At 35.8% G+C, this 19,374-nt stretch carries 17 protein-coding genes; 8 read left to right on the top strand and 9 right to left on the bottom strand.

The window, feature by feature from the left end:
• Positions 1-401: 401 nt before the first annotated feature.
• Entirely contained in the window at positions 402-1,871 is a 1,470-nt protein-coding gene (gene guaB, locus ACZZZW_RS17720) for an IMP dehydrogenase (RefSeq protein ID WP_463495378.1), read from the bottom strand.
• Between the two features lie 224 nt (positions 1,872-2,095).
• Here guaB and ACZZZW_RS17725 point away from each other — a divergent pair, with 224 nt between their 5' ends.
• Both ACZZZW_RS17725 and ppnP read left to right on the top strand, forming a co-directional pair.
• Positions 2,096-3,097 carry a sterol desaturase family protein gene (locus ACZZZW_RS17725; RefSeq protein WP_055905223.1) on the top strand — a complete coding sequence of 334 codons (1,002 nt, stop codon included), beginning with the start codon at positions 2,096-2,098 and terminating at the stop codon, positions 3,095-3,097.
• A gap of 136 nt (positions 3,098-3,233) precedes the next feature.
• The gene (gene ppnP / locus ACZZZW_RS17730) at positions 3,234-3,515 is read left to right on the top strand and encodes a pyrimidine/purine nucleoside phosphorylase (protein WP_463495381.1); all 282 of its coding nucleotides are present in this window, start codon (positions 3,234-3,236) and stop codon (positions 3,513-3,515) included.
• Between the two features lie 130 nt (positions 3,516-3,645).
• On the opposite strand, the gene ACZZZW_RS17735 is transcribed toward ppnP, so the two are convergent.
• Both ACZZZW_RS17735 and ACZZZW_RS17740 read right to left on the bottom strand, forming a co-directional pair.
• Positions 3,646-4,917: a M16 family metallopeptidase gene (locus tag ACZZZW_RS17735; RefSeq protein WP_463495383.1), complete on the bottom strand. Its 1,272-nt coding sequence runs from the start codon at positions 4,915-4,917 to the stop codon at positions 3,646-3,648.
• A complete protein-coding gene (locus ACZZZW_RS17740) occupies positions 4,910-6,154 on the bottom strand; it encodes a M16 family metallopeptidase (protein ID WP_463495385.1) in 1,245 nt (414 codons plus the stop codon). Before ACZZZW_RS17740 ends, ACZZZW_RS17735 begins: the two co-directional genes overlap by 8 nt.
• A 175-nt stretch (positions 6,155-6,329) precedes the next feature.
• Here ACZZZW_RS17740 and ACZZZW_RS17745 point away from each other — a divergent pair, with 175 nt between their 5' ends.
• Positions 6,330-7,454, top strand: coding sequence for a CofH family radical SAM protein (locus tag ACZZZW_RS17745; RefSeq protein WP_055905235.1), 1,125 nt, complete (start codon positions 6,330-6,332; stop codon positions 7,452-7,454).
• A 341-nt stretch (positions 7,455-7,795) separates the two neighbouring features.
• Here ACZZZW_RS17745 and ACZZZW_RS17750 read toward each other — a convergent pair whose 3' ends face one another.
• Entirely contained in the window at positions 7,796-8,692 is an 897-nt protein-coding gene (locus tag ACZZZW_RS17750) for a ferritin-like domain-containing protein (RefSeq protein WP_463495387.1), read from the bottom strand.
• A 19-nt stretch (positions 8,693-8,711) separates the two neighbouring features.
• Complete coding sequence (locus ACZZZW_RS17755) at positions 8,712-9,440, bottom strand: ferritin-like domain-containing protein (RefSeq protein ID WP_055905241.1); 729 nt, start codon at positions 9,438-9,440, stop codon at positions 8,712-8,714.
• Between the two features lie 124 nt (positions 9,441-9,564).
• On the opposite strand from ACZZZW_RS17755, the gene ACZZZW_RS17760 reads away from it, so the two are divergent.
• From ACZZZW_RS17760 to ACZZZW_RS17780, 5 genes are all read left to right on the top strand, one after another.
• Positions 9,565-10,350, top strand: a complete 786-nt coding sequence (locus tag ACZZZW_RS17760) for a LytR/AlgR family response regulator transcription factor (RefSeq protein WP_463495389.1) — start codon at positions 9,565-9,567, stop codon at positions 10,348-10,350.
• Positions 10,340-13,333, top strand: coding sequence for a ligand-binding sensor domain-containing protein (locus ACZZZW_RS17765; RefSeq protein WP_463495391.1), 2,994 nt, complete (start codon positions 10,340-10,342; stop codon positions 13,331-13,333). Before ACZZZW_RS17760 ends, ACZZZW_RS17765 begins: the two co-directional genes overlap by 11 nt.
• 251 nt (positions 13,334-13,584) lie before the next feature.
• Positions 13,585-14,151: an SMC-Scp complex subunit ScpB gene (gene scpB, locus ACZZZW_RS17770; RefSeq protein WP_463495393.1), complete on the top strand. Its 567-nt coding sequence runs from the start codon at positions 13,585-13,587 to the stop codon at positions 14,149-14,151.
• An 87-nt stretch (positions 14,152-14,238) separates the two neighbouring features.
• Complete coding sequence (locus ACZZZW_RS17775; protein WP_463495395.1) at positions 14,239-14,436, top strand: hypothetical protein; 198 nt, start codon at positions 14,239-14,241, stop codon at positions 14,434-14,436.
• A gap of 72 nt (positions 14,437-14,508) precedes the next feature.
• Positions 14,509-15,627, top strand: coding sequence for a GNAT family N-acetyltransferase (locus ACZZZW_RS17780; RefSeq protein WP_463495397.1), 1,119 nt, complete (start codon positions 14,509-14,511; stop codon positions 15,625-15,627).
• 364 nt (positions 15,628-15,991) lie between these two features.
• Here the strand turns inward: ACZZZW_RS17780 and ACZZZW_RS17785 are convergent, their stop codons facing one another.
• From ACZZZW_RS17785 to ACZZZW_RS17800, 4 genes are all read right to left on the bottom strand, one after another.
• A complete protein-coding gene (locus ACZZZW_RS17785) occupies positions 15,992-16,921 on the bottom strand; it encodes an EamA family transporter (protein WP_463495399.1) in 930 nt (309 codons plus the stop codon).
• Positions 16,922-16,924: 3 nt separating this feature from the next.
• A complete protein-coding gene (locus tag ACZZZW_RS17790; protein WP_055905263.1) occupies positions 16,925-17,404 on the bottom strand; it encodes an Lrp/AsnC family transcriptional regulator in 480 nt (159 codons plus the stop codon).
• 120 nt (positions 17,405-17,524) lie between these two features.
• The gene (locus ACZZZW_RS17795) at positions 17,525-17,845 is read right to left on the bottom strand and encodes a helix-turn-helix domain-containing protein (protein WP_463495401.1); all 321 of its coding nucleotides are present in this window, start codon (positions 17,843-17,845) and stop codon (positions 17,525-17,527) included.
• 123 nt (positions 17,846-17,968) lie between these two features.
• Positions 17,969-19,321, bottom strand: a complete 1,353-nt coding sequence (locus ACZZZW_RS17800; protein ID WP_463495403.1) for a UDP-N-acetylmuramate--L-alanine ligase — start codon at positions 19,319-19,321, stop codon at positions 17,969-17,971.
• Between the last annotated feature and the right edge of the window lie 53 nt (positions 19,322-19,374).

A 19,374-nucleotide genomic window follows, 5' to 3' on the forward strand; every position in this document is an offset into this window, starting at 1 on the left:
GATTTTTGATCCATATTCATAATAATTATATAAAACCTATAGATTTAGTCGACAAATATATTAAAATTTTCTAGCTGCCAAATTTTATCTTGTTATTTTTCTGTTTTCTTAAAAGTTTAAAGATTTACGGGCCTTCATTTTGGACCTGTTTTTTTGCGTTAGGGATTGGAAGGGTTTGGTACCGGTTCTTGACCGTACCGCAGCAAAGCGCAGCCCTGTAAAAGCCCGCCCCTTGCGCAGCTTGGGTAACGCCCGTAATGATTTTATAATTAAATTTATAAAATAGTTATACATAAAAAACGGGGCAATCGTAAAAGATGCCCCGCTGTATTAATCTATAAAAATTCTGCCTAATGAGATTGCTTCGTTTCCTGTAATATTAATTATTGGAAAAAACTTAACTACCTGGTATAATTAGGTGCTTCTTTCGTAATTGTGATATCGTGTGGATGGCTTTCGCGCATACCTGCCGCAGTAATCTGTACAAATTGTGCTTCTTGTAATGCTTCTATATTGGCTGCTCCGCAATAGCCCATACTCGCACGTAAACCACCGATGTATTGGTACATTACTTCTGCCAATGTACCTTTAAATGGCACTCGACCAACAATTCCTTCTGGCACTAATTTTTTAATGTCATCTTCCACATCCTGGAAATAACGATCTTTAGAACCTTGTTCCATGGCCTCAATTGAACCCATGCCACGGTAAGATTTAAATTTACGTCCTTCATAGATAATGGTTTCACCTGGCGATTCTTCTACTCCTGCAAATAACGAACCTGCCATTACAGTGCTTGCTCCAGAAGCAATTGCCTTCGCAATATCACCTGTATGTTTAATACCACCATCGGCAATAACGGGTACACCTGTGCCTTTTAAAGCCTTGGCGCATTCGTAAACAGCATATAATTGCGGTACACCAACACCTGCAATAATTCTGGTGGTACAAATAGAACCCGGACCAATACCTACTTTAACGGCATCTGCACCGGCATCAGCTAAAAATCTGGCTGCCGCACCAGTAGCAATATTACCAACAATTACCTGTAAATCAGGATATTTAGCTTTAACCTCTTTTAATTTATCTACAACACCTTTAGTGTGGCCATGAGCGGTATCAATTGTAATTACATCAACACCTGCATGTACCAAAGCATCAACACGTTGTAAGGTATCGGCAGTAACACCAACGGCAGCACCCACACGTAAACGGCCACGCTCATCTTTACAGGCTACCGGATAATTTTTAACTTTTGATATGTCTTTAAAAGTAATTAAGCCACTTAAGTAGCCATCTTTACTTACTACAGGCAGTTTCTCTATTTTGTGGTTTTGAAGAATCTCTTCTGCCTGTACCAAAGTGGTACCTTCTGGTGCAATAATCAGATTTTCTTTGGTCATCACCTCAGAAATTGGTCTTTTCATGTCTTTTTGAAAACGCAAATCCCTGTTGGTAATAATTCCAACCAATTTATTATCGCTGCTTACCACCGGAATGCCACCAATTTTATGCTCTTTCATAATTTTGAAAGCATCGGCTACAACTGCTGTTTCGAGTAAAGTAACCGGATCTTGAATCATGCCACTTTCAGAACGTTTAACCTTACGAACTTCTGCAGCTTGTCTTTCGATAGTCATGTTTTTATGCAACATGCCAATACCACCATTTTGCGCAATGGCAATGGCGAGTTCGGCTTCTGTTACTGTATCCATTGCGGCAGAAATCAATGGAACATTAAGTTTGATTTTTTTTGTTAAAAAAGTGGATGTATTTACTTCACGGGGCAGAATTTCAGAATATGCGGGTACTAATAGTACGTCGTCATACGTTAAACCTGTAGCAATAAACTTTGTGGAATCGAGTTGCATAGCAAATAAATTAGGATTTATTATTTGCCAGGCAAAGATACGAAAATTGAGGGAATATAAAATTATAAAATCAAAAATGCTTAAATATTGAGCTTGGCTGACAAATGTCAGCTTGCTAAAAATTACTGTTGAAAAAAAAATACTGCAACATTATTATCAGAAAAAGCATAAATATTTGATTAAAGTTTAAGTTTTATATAAATTCATCAAACCAAATATATGATATGTTAGATTTTTTTGAAAGTGTAAAAGAATGGCTCACAGGTTTTTTCGGTCTATCAGGCCTATTTAACCTGCTTAAAACAAACGATTACAGTCAGTTTATGACCTGGAATGGAATTGGTGCCCTCATTGGCCCTTTAGTTCCTTTTTTGTTGGTTTTCGAAATTATCAGGATGACATTTTACCGCCGTTTTAAGGTGGTTGATTACCGGATTTCGTTCTTTTCACTGGTAATCAATTCTTTCATTGGTCGCATAATTTCCATCGGTATGGTTTCACTATGTATCGGGCTTTTTGGGAAATATGCCATATTTAAAACTGAGATTACCTGGTACTGGCTTATTTATGGTTACGTAATTTGGGAATTCGGGCATTTTATTTATCATTTTTTAGCACATAAGGTGCGGTTATTCTGGTGTCTTCATTCCACTCATCATGCGCCCGAAACTATGAATTTATCTGTTAATTTTGCCCACTTTTTTCTTGAAGCTCCCTATGCCGATCTCATCCGTACCACCACCTGCATTCTTTTAGGGGTGAGTCCTGCACTGCTCTTTTTAATTATGTTTATTGATGGTTTCTGGGGCTCATTTATTCATATCGGCGAGAATATTTCTAAAGATGGCCGTTTTGGTTTTTTGAACAAAATTATCCTCACTCCCTCCCACCACCGTGTGCACCATGCAAAAAATGCCTTGTATATGGATACCAACTTCTGCAATCTGCTACCGATTTGGGATAGAATTTTTAAAACCTACCAGGAAGAGGATAAAACCATTAAAATTGAATATGGCATTACCCGTGAAATGAAAAAGAATAGTTTTTTAGATGCTTATTTTGGTGAAATTATTCTTTTAGCCAAGGATGTATGGCACGCTCCGGGATTGAAAAACAAATTTCTTTACATTTTTATGCCTCCTGGATGGAGCCACAACCAAGACCATAAGACAGCAAAACTGGTGAGAATGGAATATTTAGAAAAACGCAGACAGGAAGTTTCTTAACTGACAACAGTTTTTATGGATAATAGTTAGAATGTTTATATAATTGCACTTATTCAAAAAATCCTGATAAGTTGGCACATTAATGATCATGCAGACGAAAAAGGGGCAATTTTAACCAAACTACATTAAATTATATATGATAACCGAGAACCAATACTTTGACGGCAACGTAAAATCGTTAGGATATGAAACCACAGAGGGTAAATCGACCATTGGAATTATAAACCCTGGAGAATATACTTTTGGCACCGCCCAACAAGAAATTATGCATATTATTGAAGGTGAACTATTTGCACAGCTTCCAGGTGAAACAGAATGGAAAAGTATTAAAGCGGGTAGCAGCTTTGAAGTAGCTGCAAATTCATCATTTAAGGTTAAAGCAAGCGTTCAAACTGCATACCTTTGCCAATACCGGTAAAAAGTAGTAAATTATTATAAGATATCATTCTGAGCCTGTCGGAAAACACACTTAACATGTTCAGCATTTCGACAGACTCAGTTTTAATATTTAGTGAAATAATTAAGACTATTTAAATTAAGTAACTTATCTATTTCTTCCCGATTACTACTTCGGTAAATTGATCTGTAATGAGATATTTGTTTGCAAGGGCAAGCAATTCTTCAGCAGTTACAGTTTTTACTTTTTCGATATAATTGGTATAATAATCGTAGTTAAGCTCTGAGAAGTAAATATTTTTAAATTTATCGGCATGTGAAAAAACGTTTTCCAAACTGCCCAACATCGAACCTAACATGTAATTACGAACAAGATTTAACTCCTCTTCTCCTACCGGTTCATTTTTTAAAATATCAATTTCTTTATAAATCTCTGTTAACGCAGCCGAACAAACATCAGCCCCAACTTCTGTGGCAATAAAAAGATAACCAGCTTGTTGTAACGAAGAAATACCAGAACCGATACCGTAAGTATAGCCTTTATCTTCACGGATGTTGTTCATTAAACGTGAACCAAAATAACCGCCTAAAACCGTATTCAAAATTTGCAAACCAGAAAAATCTTCATGTTTACGGTTAATGGCCAACTGCCCAATACGGATAGCCGATTGTAAGGCATCTGGTTTTTCAGTGTAAACAAACTGCTTTTCTGTGGTAGTGAAACTAAAACTGTTTTTTACAGCATTACTCTTTTCCCAGTCCTTTCCAAAAGTATCGTTTAAAAGATTGAAGCTGCCATCATCAAACTTTCCAGAAATAACGATGGTACAATTATTTGGCGCATATGCTGCTTTAAAATAATCAACCAGATCATCTCGCTTTAAAGCATCGTAATGGTCTGCATTGATGTTAACACCGTAAGCAGTATCGCCAAATAAAGCATTGGCAAATTCTTTTCTCGAAAGAACATCATTTTTCTTCAGGTTTACCTGCAGCTTTTGTTTTTGGTTTTGAATATAAATATCCAGTTCCTGCTGAGGAAACTGACTTTCTGATAGAACATCTTTTACAAGCGGTAGCACCGAATGGAGGTGTTTATTTAGGGTGTATAGTGTTACCGTAGATTGATCCTGAACATATTCCGTTTGAAAAAATGCGCCATAAAAATCAATCTGCTCGGCTATTTGTTTTGCCGATAGTTTATTTGTTCCATTATTGATAAGCGAACTTACAGCAATGGCCTGTAATGGTTTTTCGAGTTTCCAGTTTACGTTTTCAAATATAAATTCGATTCGCACCAAATCCTGTTCACCAGAATATATTGTAAAAACAGGTACACCATTGTCTAATTCCTTTTTCGATGGCTGGATAAAATTTATTGTCGATACCTGCTTAAAATCAGGCGCTTGTTGTCTGTTAAGCATTTTCTTCGGTTAAATAATATAAGGTAGATGATGAATTAGGACTGAAGGTTTCGTTAGAAATTCTTTTGATATCCTCTGCATTCACTTTTAAAAATTCCGCAGTTTCATTATTTAATAAAGCCGCATCGCCCAATAGCTCATAGTAAGCCAGGTTCATTGCTTTATCTAACAAACTCATTTCAGAAAATACAAGCACTGATTCTACTTTATTTTTTACTTTGGTTAATTCGATATCGGTTACAAGTTCTGTTTTTAACTTATTTAACTCTGCCCAGATCGCTTTTTCGGCAGTTTCAACAGATACGCCTTCTATAAGTTTTCCTTCTACAATGAATAACCCTGGATCTAAACTACTTGATATATATGCATTTATATCACTAAATAGCTGTTGTTCTTTTAACAAACTGTTATACAAACGTGATGATTGTCCACGTGATAAAATATCAGATAATAAATCAAAAGCATAATAATCCTGGTTTAACCTTCCCGGCATTTTAAAAGCCATATAAATGGCGTTTAAAGGTACGTTGGCTTTTACCGTTTCATGTCTGGCCTCCGTTTGCGGTTCTTCCTGTATCAAGTCACGGTTGTATTTATCTCCGGCAGGAATCGGTTCGAACCACTTTTCGGCAAGCTTTTTCACATCCTCGGTTTTCACATTCCCACCAACAACTAAAATTGCATTTTGAGGGGTATAATGCTTTTTAAAAAATGATTTTACATCATCCATCGTCGCATTTTCTATGTGAGAAAGTTCTTTGCCGATTGTTGCCCAACGGTAAGAATGCTTTTTATAAGCTAGCGGACGTAATTTTAACCAAACATCGCCATAAGGCTGGTTTAAATAACGTTGCTTAAATTCCTCACTTACCACATTCCGCTGTGTATCTAAACTTTTTTCAGAAAATGCCAAGCTCAGCATACGATCGCTCTCTAACCAAAATGCCGTTTCGATATTTTCTGCAGGCAAAGTGATGTAATAGTTGGTGATATCATTACTGGTAAAAGCATTGTTTTCGCCTCCTACACGTTGCAACGGTTCATCATAATTAGGAATGTTTACCGATCCGCCGAACATCAAATGCTCAAATAAATGTGCAAAACCCGTTTTTTCAGGATCCTCGTCGCGAGCACCCACATCATATAAAATATTTAAAACTGCCATTGGAGTTGTTGCATCTTCATGCACCAAAACTTTTAAGCCATTAGCCAGCGTAAAACGATTAAAATCTACCATATCAATTTTTAGAACCGTAAAGATATTATTTTAAGGGAAACTGGAAGATGGAAAATGTAAGAGGAAGGACACAAAATCAAAACATTAGAATATATTACTTATAAAGTGGTAATTCTTTTACTAAAGCCTGACGACTTACACCTTCTGACTAACGACTTTTATTTATCTTTGTACTATGAATACAGCCGATTTACTGCAACGGGCATTACATTTTGATTTTTTGAGCCTCGAAGAAGGTGTACATTTATATCATCACGCCGATACGGCATCATTGATGTTTGTAGCCAATGAGTTAAGAAAAATCCAGGTACCAAGTGGCAAAGTAACCTGGCAGATAGACCGGAATGTAAACACCACAAATGTTTGTATTGCCAACTGTAAATTCTGTAATTTCTTCCGCAGACCAGGTCATGATGAAAGTTATATTACTGATATTGAAACCTATAAAGTAAAAATTGAAGAAACTTTTCGCTTAGGTGGGGATCAATTGTTGTTGCAGGGCGGCCACCATCCGGATTTGGGTTTATCTTTTTATGCTGATCTTTTTAAAAAACTCAAAGAATTATATCCTGATTTAAAACTTCATGCCTTAGGTCCACCGGAAATTGCACACGTTGCAAAATTGGAAGGGATGACGCATACTGAAGTATTAAAAGCTTTAAAAGAAGCAGGAATGGATTCTTTGCCGGGAGCTGGAGCAGAAATTTTGAACGATCGGGTTAGGCGTTTAATTTCAAAAGGAAAATGTGGCGGGCAAGAATGGCTTGACGTAATGCGTGCCTGTCACCAATTGGATATTACGACTTCAGCTACCATGATGTTTGGCCATGTAGAAACCATTGAAGAACGTTTTGAACATTTGGTGTGGATCCGCCAGGTACAAAGCGAAAAGCCTGCTGATGCAAATGGATTTCTTGCCTTTATACCTTGGCCTTTTCAGGATGATGGTACTTTACTGAAAAGATTACGTGGAATAAGCAACAATGTAACTGCTGATGAATATATCCGAATGATTGCCTTGAGCCGTATTATGTTACCGAATATCAAAAATATCCAAGCCAGCTGGTTAACCGTTGGTAAAGCAACTGCACAATTATGTTTACATGCAGGTGCAAATGATTTCGGATCGATTATGATAGAAGAAAATGTAGTATCAGCTGCAGGTGCACCACACCGTTTTACAGCTAATGGCATACAACAATCTATCAAAGCGGCAGGTTTTGAACCACAATTGCGTGGCCAGAAATATAATTATAGGGATTTACCTGAGCATTTGGAAGAACAGGTGATTACCTACTAAAAATAATAATCTTTAAGAAGGCCTCATAAGTATATTATTTATGGGGGCTTTTCATTTAGCATGATTTTAATTCTATCGATACGTTCATTTTAATTATAATTTGTCAATAGAAATAACCCATCTATAGCAACGAGATATGTGACAATATTAGTTGTGACAAATAAAATTGTCACACAAAAATTTGTCACAAAATTTATTTTCAACTAAATGACAAGCTTTTGAAACACAACTTGATTTTAACGATTGCTTTAAACAATAAAGGGAAGTAAAACCTAAGTTCTACCTCCCTACCTTAAACTAAACATTACCTAATTAATAATGTAAATATTTTGCGGTTATGATTACAATTTCTTACCGTCTCTTAAAAATAAGTTTGCAATGGTAGCTACGCTAGCCTTATCTAATGGCTCATCAAAACTTTCTACAGCTATTGCTTTGGTTATACCAGCATTACCGCCAAGGCCTATAATATTTGCACCAGCTTGAACTGTTAAATCTTCACCAGCATATACTGCATCAACCTGAGGCACACCTGAATCATTTGCTTGACCTGAAGCACCTAAGCTAACCCATGGTTTAAATACTGGAGTTCCTCCTGAAGCTGCTGTACGCATTTGACGGATGTGTGAAGCGTGACGAGCTTCTAACGAGTGAATTTGTAAAGCAATTTGTAATACACTTGGGCTCACTAATAAATTACCTGCCTGGCCTTTGTATGCTCTAACACCAGTATCTTCAAAACCTTGTGCTACAGCTAAAAAAGTACCATAGTCAGAGTATACAGTTGAGAACGTTCCACCTGCTCTAAAATCTGTATCAGCATAAGCAATTGGAGCACGTGCAGAACTTCCTAAAGCACCTACTAATAAATCAACGTGTGCCTTCTCATGATCGCGGATAGTTGTAATCGCTGCCTGACTTGCTGCATTTGGAAAAGCAAATGTAACATCTGTTACGGCAGATCCAGGAGTTTTACCTACAATACAGTGATTATAAAAATGGTATTCTAAATACTCTAAAGATAATGCAAAGTTTAATACATCAACAACGGCTGCTGGTAAAGTTGTTTGTCCGTAAGCTTTTTGGAACATTGATCCTAAAGCTAGTGGCACAGCTGCCAGGGAGATTTTTTTACCTACGTTGAAAAAGCTTTTCATTGCAGCTCTTCTAGGATTTAACCTTTCATAGATTTCACCATCTACTTTTTCAATTTCTTCTAATATATTTACGATATTCATGATTTTCTGATTTTAAAAATTAAAGATTGATTACATTAATTTTGGTTTTAACATATTTTCCAGCAATGGCTAACACTTTATCTGGTGTTAAAGCAGCATCCAAGCCTTTGGCATTGTCAGCACCTAGTGCAGTAAGACTATTTAAATCAGCAAACGTTCCATTCGAAATCAAATCACGTACATACGCCGCGTGACGGGCTTCTACTGAAACAATTTTACCTGCTAATAATAAATAAGTTGCACTTTTAAGTCTCGGACCAGCACCATTGTAAGCTGAAACCCCTAAATCTTCGAAAGCCATAGCAGTACCTAATACACTGGTTGCACTAGTAAAATCAATTGAAGAAAAATCAACTTCCAAACTACCAATTGCAGCAGTGCTTAAAGCTGCTTTAAAAAACTCTCTGTGCGCAATCTCGTGAAACTGGATATCTTGGAAATATGCTTTTTGGGCAGCTGTAAAACTTGCCGGAGGTGCTGAAGCAACTTTAACATAAAATGCAGCTTCTAATTGCTCTAAAGCATAAGCATAATTTAATACACCGAAATCATCTTTAAAATCTAATGTTGCGCCGCCATTCATTGTTGGGTTTTCGTAACCGCGATCTTTTTTACAACCGGCCGCTACTAATGCAATACCTGCTGCACCAGCACCTGCATACTGAAGAAAAGATCTTCTGCCTACAGTTTTGTCAAATAAACTTTCTTCCCGAAGTTCACTTTTTGTTTCTAGTTCATTGTTTTTCATAGTCATCTATGTTTAGTGGTTTTGAATTCGTTTGGTGATACATACGTGACAATTTGCACGCTGGTTTTTTTGATTTGCATTTTTTTTTATAAGCGCATTTTAATACATTCACCAACCTATAGCCATGACTACATTAAAAGCCATTATTGTTGATGATGAGGAGTTTGCCCGATCGTCGTTATTTTTTTTACTGCAACAGAATTGTACACAGGTAGAAATTACCGGTATAGCCAGATCTGTAGCGGAGGCAAAGGATATTTTAGCAAACCACCGGATCGATTTAATCTTTCTGGATATTGCCATGCCAGGAGGTAATGGTTTTGAACTGATACCTGATGCACAAAAGCATAATGCGGCTGTTATATTTACCACTGCCTACGATCAATATGCACTAAAAGCCATTAAGGCAAATGCACTTGATTATTTATTAAAACCAATCGATATTGATGAACTTAAAGTTGCTGTAGATAAGGTTTCTCAACATATAAAGCTTTTTAAAGGTCAAAATGAGAACGACGAAAGAATTAACAACCTGGCATCGAGTTTAAATTCGAGATCGGAAATTAAAAAGCTTACCCTCCCCTATGGTCAAGGCTTTAAAATGATTGATATTGATGACATTATTTACATAGAAGCTGACAGCAATTATTCTATCGTGCATTTAAACAACCACGATAAAATTACCGTATCTAAAGTTTTACGTGAGTTTGAAGAACTTTTACCTAGCGATCAGTTTGTTAGAATTCATAAATCCAGTATCATTAATCTTAACCATTTAAAAGAATACAATTCTAAAAACGGACTTCAGGTTTTTTTAAAAAATGGAGAAAGCATTAACATCTCCAGAAGAAGAGCAAGCGATTTTTTCGAGAAAATAAAATTATTTACAAAAACAAATAGTGATCATTAATCAACACATAAAAGTTTTTTCAGTTAAACCGGGGTTAGCCATCGGACGTACTTTTTATGTTTTTTTGCTATTGCTTCTTGCTTCATTTTGTTCAAAAAACACAGCAGCTCAAACTACTTATCTCCCCCATTACACCTCTAAAAACGGTTTAGCCAGCAATAATTGCTATTACATTTTACAGGATAAGAAAGGTTTTATATGGATTGCTACAGATAATGGCTTAAGCCGTTTTGATGGCACAAATTTTCAGAATTTTACAATTGAAGATGGCTTGCCCGATACCCAGATTCTTCAAATGAGAGAAGATAAAGAGGGACGCTTATGGTTTTTTGCACTCAATGGCCAGCTGAGCTACCTAAAAGAAGGCAAGTTCTATAACCAGGATAATGACGAATTGCTAAAAAAGTTAAACTTCAATACGGTAATTGTTTCATTTTTAGTGGATAGGAGCGGAAAAATATGGTTAGGCACAAATGCCAATTTAATTGTATGCTGGGATGGTAAAACGATCAAAAAATACATTTCTCCTAATCCGAATGATAAGTTTATAAATGCCTTTATACATGAGGATGAACAGGGCAATATAATTGCATACAGCGATTTAAGCGTTCAACAATTTAATGGAAAAACTTTTTCCATGGTGAAGTCGAAAGTTCAGCCACTTTCTTATATGACGGCCGCCAACTCCAGTCACAGATCTTTATTTTATTTAGATGCCAATGGCTTAAAACAGTACCGGCATGGAAGCATTAACGACCTCATTCCTATCCCTCAGAACCTGATCAAAAACATGTCGGGGTACTTTTATTACGATAACACCAGTAAAGAAGTATGGTTATCAAATGCAAATGGTGCCTTTGCTTTAAACAAGAGTGGAAAAACTGTTCAATATTTACAGGATATTTCGGTTAACCAAGTTATTAAAGACAGTAATCAAAATATGTGGTTTGCTACCAATCAGGGCATTTATATGCTTCCTAATGCGAACAACAGGTTATCAATTATTGATGCAGAATCGGGTTTGAGCAGTAACGTTATTAAAAGCATCACAAAAGATGCTAAAAACCGACTTTGGCTGGGAACGGATGATGCGGTGATTGACGTTTTAACAATCAATAATTACCAGGTAGATGAAATTGGTTTAGACGATTTTAAGAAATACAAAACAATTAAACAGATTACCTTCGATCCAAAAGATCAATCCATTTATTTTGCTTCAGATTATGGAATGGGGGTTTTCAAAAATATCTACAGCAAAAATAATGAGGTAAGTTATTTAAAGGAATCTAATAATTCGATGTTTGTAATCAAACATTTCAGTGTAAGTGAAAATAATGATCATTTAGCGCTCGCACTTTCTTCAGGTGTTGTTTTCTTATCAGACAGGAGAAACAAATTCGAATTTAATGCTGCAAAATACCGCGAAAAAGAAGATTTTTTTAAAGATCGGTCTTATCATGTTTTTTATGATCGCGAAGGCAGTTTATGGTTTTCCAATATTAACGGTTTATCTCAATTTTCAAAAGGAAAACTGATTAAACATTATGAAAATCATCCATTACTTACTAAAAGGATAAACGACATTAAACAACTTGCTGATGGAACGTTAATTTTAGCTACAGATGGATATGGCTTAATCTTTTATAAAAATAATGAAATCACCAGGCAGATAACTCAAAAAGATGGCTTAACCAATAATATTTGCACCAAAATATTTGTTAAAAACAACGAAATATGGGTGTTAACCAATAAAGGCGTAAATAAAATAGCAGATTATCCAAATCAACCTAGCGTGGCCAATTTCGATTATGGAAAAGACCTTTTAAGTGATGATATCAATAGTTTATTTATTGATGACAGCACAGCCTATTTTGCCACAAACAAGGGCTTGATTTTATTTAAATACAATAACAAAAATATTATTAAAAATTTGCCGAAGGTATATGTTACCTCTATCATTAAAGACAATGAGCGGCTACCTGTGGACCAGGGAAATTTCACATTTGAAACAGGAAATAACACCATATTATTTACTTTTAGTGCGGTAGATTTTACCACAAGTGATATTACTTACCGGTACCGTTTAAACGAAAATTCGGCATGGGTAGAAACCAGAACAAGGCGACTGGATTTTTCTTCCCTCCAACCTGGCGATTATGTTTTTGAAGTTAGTGCAAAAAGTCAGAATGGGAATTGGGGCCAACCTGCCAAAATCTCCTTCACTATTAAAAAACATTTTTGGCAAAGTTTGTGGTTTTTATCGATTTTAATACTCCTTGTAGCATATATATTCTACAAAGTGGCTGTTTACATTACCCGTAAGCAAAAAGATAAGGAGCAAGAGCAACTGTTATTGAAAAATAAAGTTTTGATGCTCGAACAACAAGCTCTGCAAGCCATGATGAATCCGCATTTTGTATTTAATGTAATGAATTCCATTCAACATTATATCAATACTCAAAATACAGCCTCTGCAAACAAAGTATTAACAGGTTTTGCCAGGCTGATCAGAAAAAATCTTGAAATTTGTACAAAAAGCTATATTTCTTTAGAAGAAGAGCTGGAATATTTAAACCTTTATCTAAAATTAGAAAAAAACCGCTTTGGTGATAAATTAGAGTACATTTTTAATATTGACGAAGAAATTGATAAGGAGGAAACGTTCATACCTTCTATGCTTCTGCAACCTTATGTTGAAAACGCGATCTGGCATGGTATAATGCCCAAAGAAACCGGAGGTGAGATACAGATCAATATTAAATTGCAGGATGAATTTTATTTAAACATTGAAATTATTGATGATGGAATTGGAATTGATAACTCTTTAAAGGAAAAAAAGGATACCCACATCAGCAAGGGTATGCAACTTACGAAAGAAAGATTACACCTTTTAGGGCAGATTGGAGCAAAACCTATACACCTTAGCGTAACACAAAATACGATAAATGGTACAACTGTATCCATTTCTATACCGTTAAAATAGAAAATTTACCGTTTACTCAATTATTAATACCACTCACTAAATAGAATCACAATCAAACCTGCTTTAGCCTTAAACTTGTGTTAGAAATAAACGATAGTGTTTATCAAAGACGTTCTTATAGAATTGATATAGATATTTAATAACCTAACCTAAAACTATATCTTAATTCAGGTTTCATTTGTGTGTTGAAAGCGGTCTTGTTTTTAAAAGCGAGACCGCTTTTTTTATGCCCGAAAATTCTATTTTTGCATATGGCCAATCATAACATCACCAGGCACATCGAAGCCCTTATATTTTCTTCCAGCCAAAGCATCGGTACACAAGAAATTATACTTGCCTTAAATGCCGTTTTCGAGGAAGAATTTATAGAAACACAGGTATTTCAAAGTATTGAGCGCATTAAAAAAAAGTATAGCCATGATGATTATGCCATCGAACTGGTATTTTTAAATAACGGTTATCAGTTTCTTACCAAAAAAGATTATCACGATACAGTTAATCAACTTCAATTACACCGCTCAAAGAAAAAATTAAGTCAGGCCGCTATGGAAACATTGGCCATAATAGCTTACCGCCAACCCATTACCAAATTGGAAATTGAACAGATCAGGGGAGTTAATTCCGATTATTCTGTTCAAAGGTTATTGGAGAAAGAACTTATCAGCATTGAAGGGAAGGCTGAAACACCTGGCAGGCCCATTCTATACACCACCAGTACGCTATTTATGGATTACTTCGGATTGAATAACCTTAGCCAGCTTCCACAGTTAAAAGACATCGTAAAAGAGGAAAATTCGGTGGGGGAAAATGTTGAATAAATAAATTAATTTCTTTGCTTCCAGATTGTTATTAAAAAAAGTTTTTTTGTATTTTTAAACTATAAAAGCAATTTTTATTTTTGTGTTATGAAAGCGCCAAAGAAACTACCAACTAAGCCAACTACCAAAAAACAGGTAGATGAATATGATGATCTTGAAGATGATGACGATATTCAGACAACGAACAAGAAGCCTCAGGATGATGAAGATGATGATGATTTTGATCTGCCATTAGATGACCTTGACAACTTCGATAATTTCGATGATGACGACGACGATTATTAATATTTGAAAAAACATATATATGAAAAAGCATCCGCCCGCTTGGTTGGATGCTTTTTATTTTAAAATCTGCCCATGCAAGTTATAGCTGTAAACAATTCATCATTAAAAAAGGACTTTCTAGATACCCCAAAAATTCTCTACAAAAATGATAAAAACTGGATATGTCCTTTAGATAGCGAAGTAGAAAATGTTTTTAATCCAGAAAAAAATACTTTTTTCGCGCATGGAAAGTGTACACGTTGGGTTTTAAAAGATGATGCAGGAAATTTGATTGGCCGCGTAGCAGCTTTTATTAATGAGAAAAAAGCTTACCATTACGATCAGCCAACTGGAGGAATGGGCTTTTTTGAATGTATTGATGATGAAAAAGCAGCTTTCCTTTTATTCGATACTGCTAAAGCCTGGTTAATCGAAAATGGAATGAAAGCGATGGACGGTCCAATTAATTTTGGCGAAAACGATACTTTTTGGGGCTTATTGGTAGAGGGCTTCACTCCTCCTTCTTTCGGAATGAATTATAACTTCCCATACTATCAAATTTTTTTTGAAAAATATGGTTTTGTTACCCAGTATGAACAGTTAACAAATCATATAAACCTTACAATCCCCTTCCCAGAGCGTTTTACCAAAATTGCCAACTGGGTAAGAAATAAACCAGGTTATACTTTCGAATATTTCAGCAAGGCAAATTCGACTAAATACATTAATGATTTAATGGAAATTTACAATGATGGTTGGCAGGATTTTGAAAACTTTGTTCCGATTAAGAAGGAAACACTCGAAGAAAGCTTCAAAAGCATGGAGCCTATTATGGATGAACATTTGATTCAATTTGCTTACTTTAATGGCGAACCTGCATCTTTTGTGGTATTGATTCCTGATGCCAACCAGATGATTAAGGGTTTTAACGGAAAGTTAGGTTTAATCGAAAAATTAAAGTTTGCTTATCGCCGCTGGGTTGGTGTTACACGTATGCGCGCAATTGTTATGGGCACTAAACCTAAATTTCAGAAACATGGCTTGGAATCGGTACTTTTTATCCGTTTAGGTGAATATGTGTTGCCTAAAAATCAATATAAAGAGCTTGAATTGAGCTGGGTTGGCGATTTTAATGAACAAATGATTGCTATACACAAAGCTACAGGCGCAACTTTTGGCAAAAAGCATTTAACGATGCGCAAAGTATTTTAAACTTAACAGGCCCTTCACCTGCAAAGGTTCGTGTCTTCTCGAACCTTTTTTTTGCAACGGAAACACATAAAACACGTATAAATCAAAAAAGCTTAATGCGTTCACCAACCTTTTTAAGTCCTCATCGCTCCTCATCGTCCTCGTTTGTAACGAGGATGAAGGAGAAAGGCGATTTCATCGCCATCGAACTTTCTTACCTCGCATTATTAATGCGGACCTCGTTAATCCACGTTGCAAATGAGGATTATATTACTAATCCAAGCTTGGTGACTCACCAAGCTTTTTAAATTTTCTGATATAGGTTTCTCCATTTTTAAATGATGTGGTTGTTGAGCCACCAACCATGGAATACATGAGTTTGAGTCTATGCACTTTTATACTTCGGCAGATTAATCAAAAGCACACTACCTAATATAATTACCAGTCCAATTACCTGCGTAAGGCCAATTACCTCGTTGGTAAAGGTTAAACTCAATAAAACTGCAACCACTGGATTTACATATGCATAAGTACTTACCTGAGTTGCAGGACGTACTTTGAGCAACCATACATAAGCACTAAATGCAGCGATTGATCCAAAAAGAATCAGGTAAATAATTGATAGCCATGCATCTAGTGATATATGATTCCAATCCAATAATTTAAATTCTGATTTCAACATTGCTCCTGGTAAAAATGCGAAACTAGCCATCAACATTTGCCAGCCTGTATTTGCGGATACCGAACTCTCTGTAGTGGGGTGATATTTGGAATAAAGCGATCCCCCTGCCCAGGCAATTGGTCCGAAAACAAGCAATACCATGCCTATAATCTGCAAATTACTTTGTTGTTTATCCAATGCCTGCACGATTTGATTGCCAAATAAGAGCACAACACCTAAAAAGCCAATAACCAATCCGGACACAATAAATTTATTGCTCAGGTTTTCTTTCCAGTGCGATTTATCCAATATCACAAACCAGATTGCAGCAGAGGCTACCATTATGGCCACAAGGCCACTAGGTATATACTGTTCTACCCAAATTACGATGCCATTTCCCAAACCCAGCATTAAAATTCCGCTGACAGCAGCAATTTTTATCGCTTTAAGGTTAAAGATCTCCTCCCCTTTAATCTTGCACCAGGTCAACATTAAAATTCCGGCAACAGAAAACCGGAAAGCTCCTAAAATGAACGGAGGAAAACCGACCAATGCCTTTTGGATGAAAAAATATGTTGAGCCCCAAACGATGTATACGATAGCAAAAGCAATGTAAACCATTACCGGAGATGCTGTTTTGTTTAAATTTGCCATAAATTATTTTTGTGGGATAACCAATTGTTGCTGCTCTTTTACCGTTTCTAACACGATTGTAGTTTTTACAGATAAAATATTTGGAACCTTACTAAATTCATCACGGAGCAAGGCCATTAACGAAGCTGAATCTGCGGTTCTTACTTTAACAAGAAAACAGTCATCTCCCGCAATTACGTGCACTTCCTGCACATCAGGAATTTTTGCCAGCTCGATAGCGGTATCATTACAACTAAAACTCTGCGATGATTTCATGGAAATAAAAGCAAGCAATCTCAAATCTACAGCAATGGGATTTACCTTTGCATTGTACCCGGTAATTACATTTTTCTTTTCAAGCTTTTTAACCCTTTCCAGTACAGCTGAAGGAACTAAATCTAAAGCCCTAGCTAAATCTACATTTGAAATGCGCGCATTATCTTGCATCAGTCTGAGGATAGCCAGATCGATATGATCTAAACTAAAATTGTTATCGATTACCATTCTATAAAATTATAATTAATTTGAATAAAATTCATAATAATTATAATAAAAATGAATATTATTCTATTATAAAATGATATTAGGATAATTAATCTGAAAAATACAAAATAAACCGAATTTTTATATCCCAAGTTTATCGTATAGGTCGATTACTTTTTTACGCAGTTTATTGATTTCATCTTCCTTTTCTAGCAGTTCTTTCTTTAGCAAAGTCAATTCAGCGGATGGTTCTGATCCTGCTGTTTTACCATCAATCAATTGTACAACAGGAACTTTAAAGGTTTTGGAAATCTGGATTAAACGGGAAATATTGAGATCGGTTTGACCCGTTTCTATTTTACAAAAAGCCGGGGTAGAGATATTTAATTTTTTAGCAGCATCAGCCTGACTTAAACCTAAGGCCAATCTGCTTTGTTTGATATGTTCTCCGATGCTTTTCATTAATTAGATATGAGATTTGAGATACCAGATATGAGACAAAAAAGGGATTTGAGATACTTGATATTAAATTTGAGAGGGGTTTGATCTTTAAAATCTTACCTCTCAAATCTCATTTCTCAAATCTCACTTCTCCAAAGCAGCCGCCAATTCAGGCAGATCGAAACCTGCATAATTACCAGAACTCATCATTAGCAGATTGGTGTTTTCATAATGGAGACTTAACAGATAAGCTTTTAATTTTGCCGCATTATTAAAAAATTTTAGTTTTGGATTGGCGAATGCCTGTTGAACATCATCCTCAGAAAATGGTTCCATCCGTTTTTGTTCAAAAGATTTTATATCGATAAATACAATTGCCTCATCGGCTTTATTCATTGCTCCGGAATATTCTTTTAAAAAATCTTTATTCAAACTACTAAAAGTATGCAGCTCAATACAAGCTACCAATTTGCGGTTAGCAAACTGCGCTTTAACGGCATCAATTGTGGCTTTTAATTTTGATGGAGAATGCGCAAAGTCTTTATAAACATTTGTTGAATCATCGGCAGAAATAACCTCTAACCGCTTGGCGGCACCCGTAAATGAGGCAATGGCAGCATCAAACTCATCTTCGTTAATATTTAACTGCTTACACACCAGTTTGGCTGCATTTAGGTTCATCAGGTTATGATCACCAAAAACCTTTAATGCTGTTTTTTCAGGCAGCAAATAAGTTATTCCGTTTCTAATTTCATGCTCAGGGATAGCGTATCCAATTTTGGTAACATTTGCTTTTGAATGTTCTACTATTTCATTTAAATCATGATCAGCCTTACAATAAATTAAGGTTCCGTTTTCCTCAATCGTATCAATAAATTTATCAAATTGCAAGGTATAATCTGCATACGTAGGAAAAACATTAATGTGATCCCAGGCAATGCCGCTAATTACAGCAACATTTGCTTTGTACAGATGAAATTTAGGTCTTCTGTCAATTGGAGAGGATAAATATTCATCTCCCTCAATAATCATTACCGGCGCTTCTTCGGTAACCTTAACCATGGTTTCAAAACCAGCCAGCTGTGCGCCAACTAAATAATCGAAATCATGTTTATAGTAATTAAGCACATGCAAAATCATACTGGTAATGGTTGTTTTACCATGACTGCCACCAATCACTACACGTAATTTATTTTTGCTTTGCTCGTAAATATATTCCGGATAGGAATATATTTTAACACCAAGCTCCTGTGCTTTCAGTAATTCAGGATTATCGATCCGCGCGTGCATACCCAAAATTACAGCATCAAGATCTTTCGCAATGCGATTTTCATCCCAGCCCATTTCGGCAGGCAATAAATCATATTTATCCAAACGGGATTTGGCAGGTTCGAAAATAACATCATCAGAACCTGTAATCTGATAACCCTTTTTATGTAAAGCAATAGCCAGATTGTGCATTGCACTGCCACCAATTGCTATAAAATGTATGCGCATATTTTTTCTGTTTTAGATTTGGGAAGCTAGATTTGAGATATAAGACACAAGAT

It is taken from the genome of Pedobacter sp. AC379 (assembly GCF_979258145.1).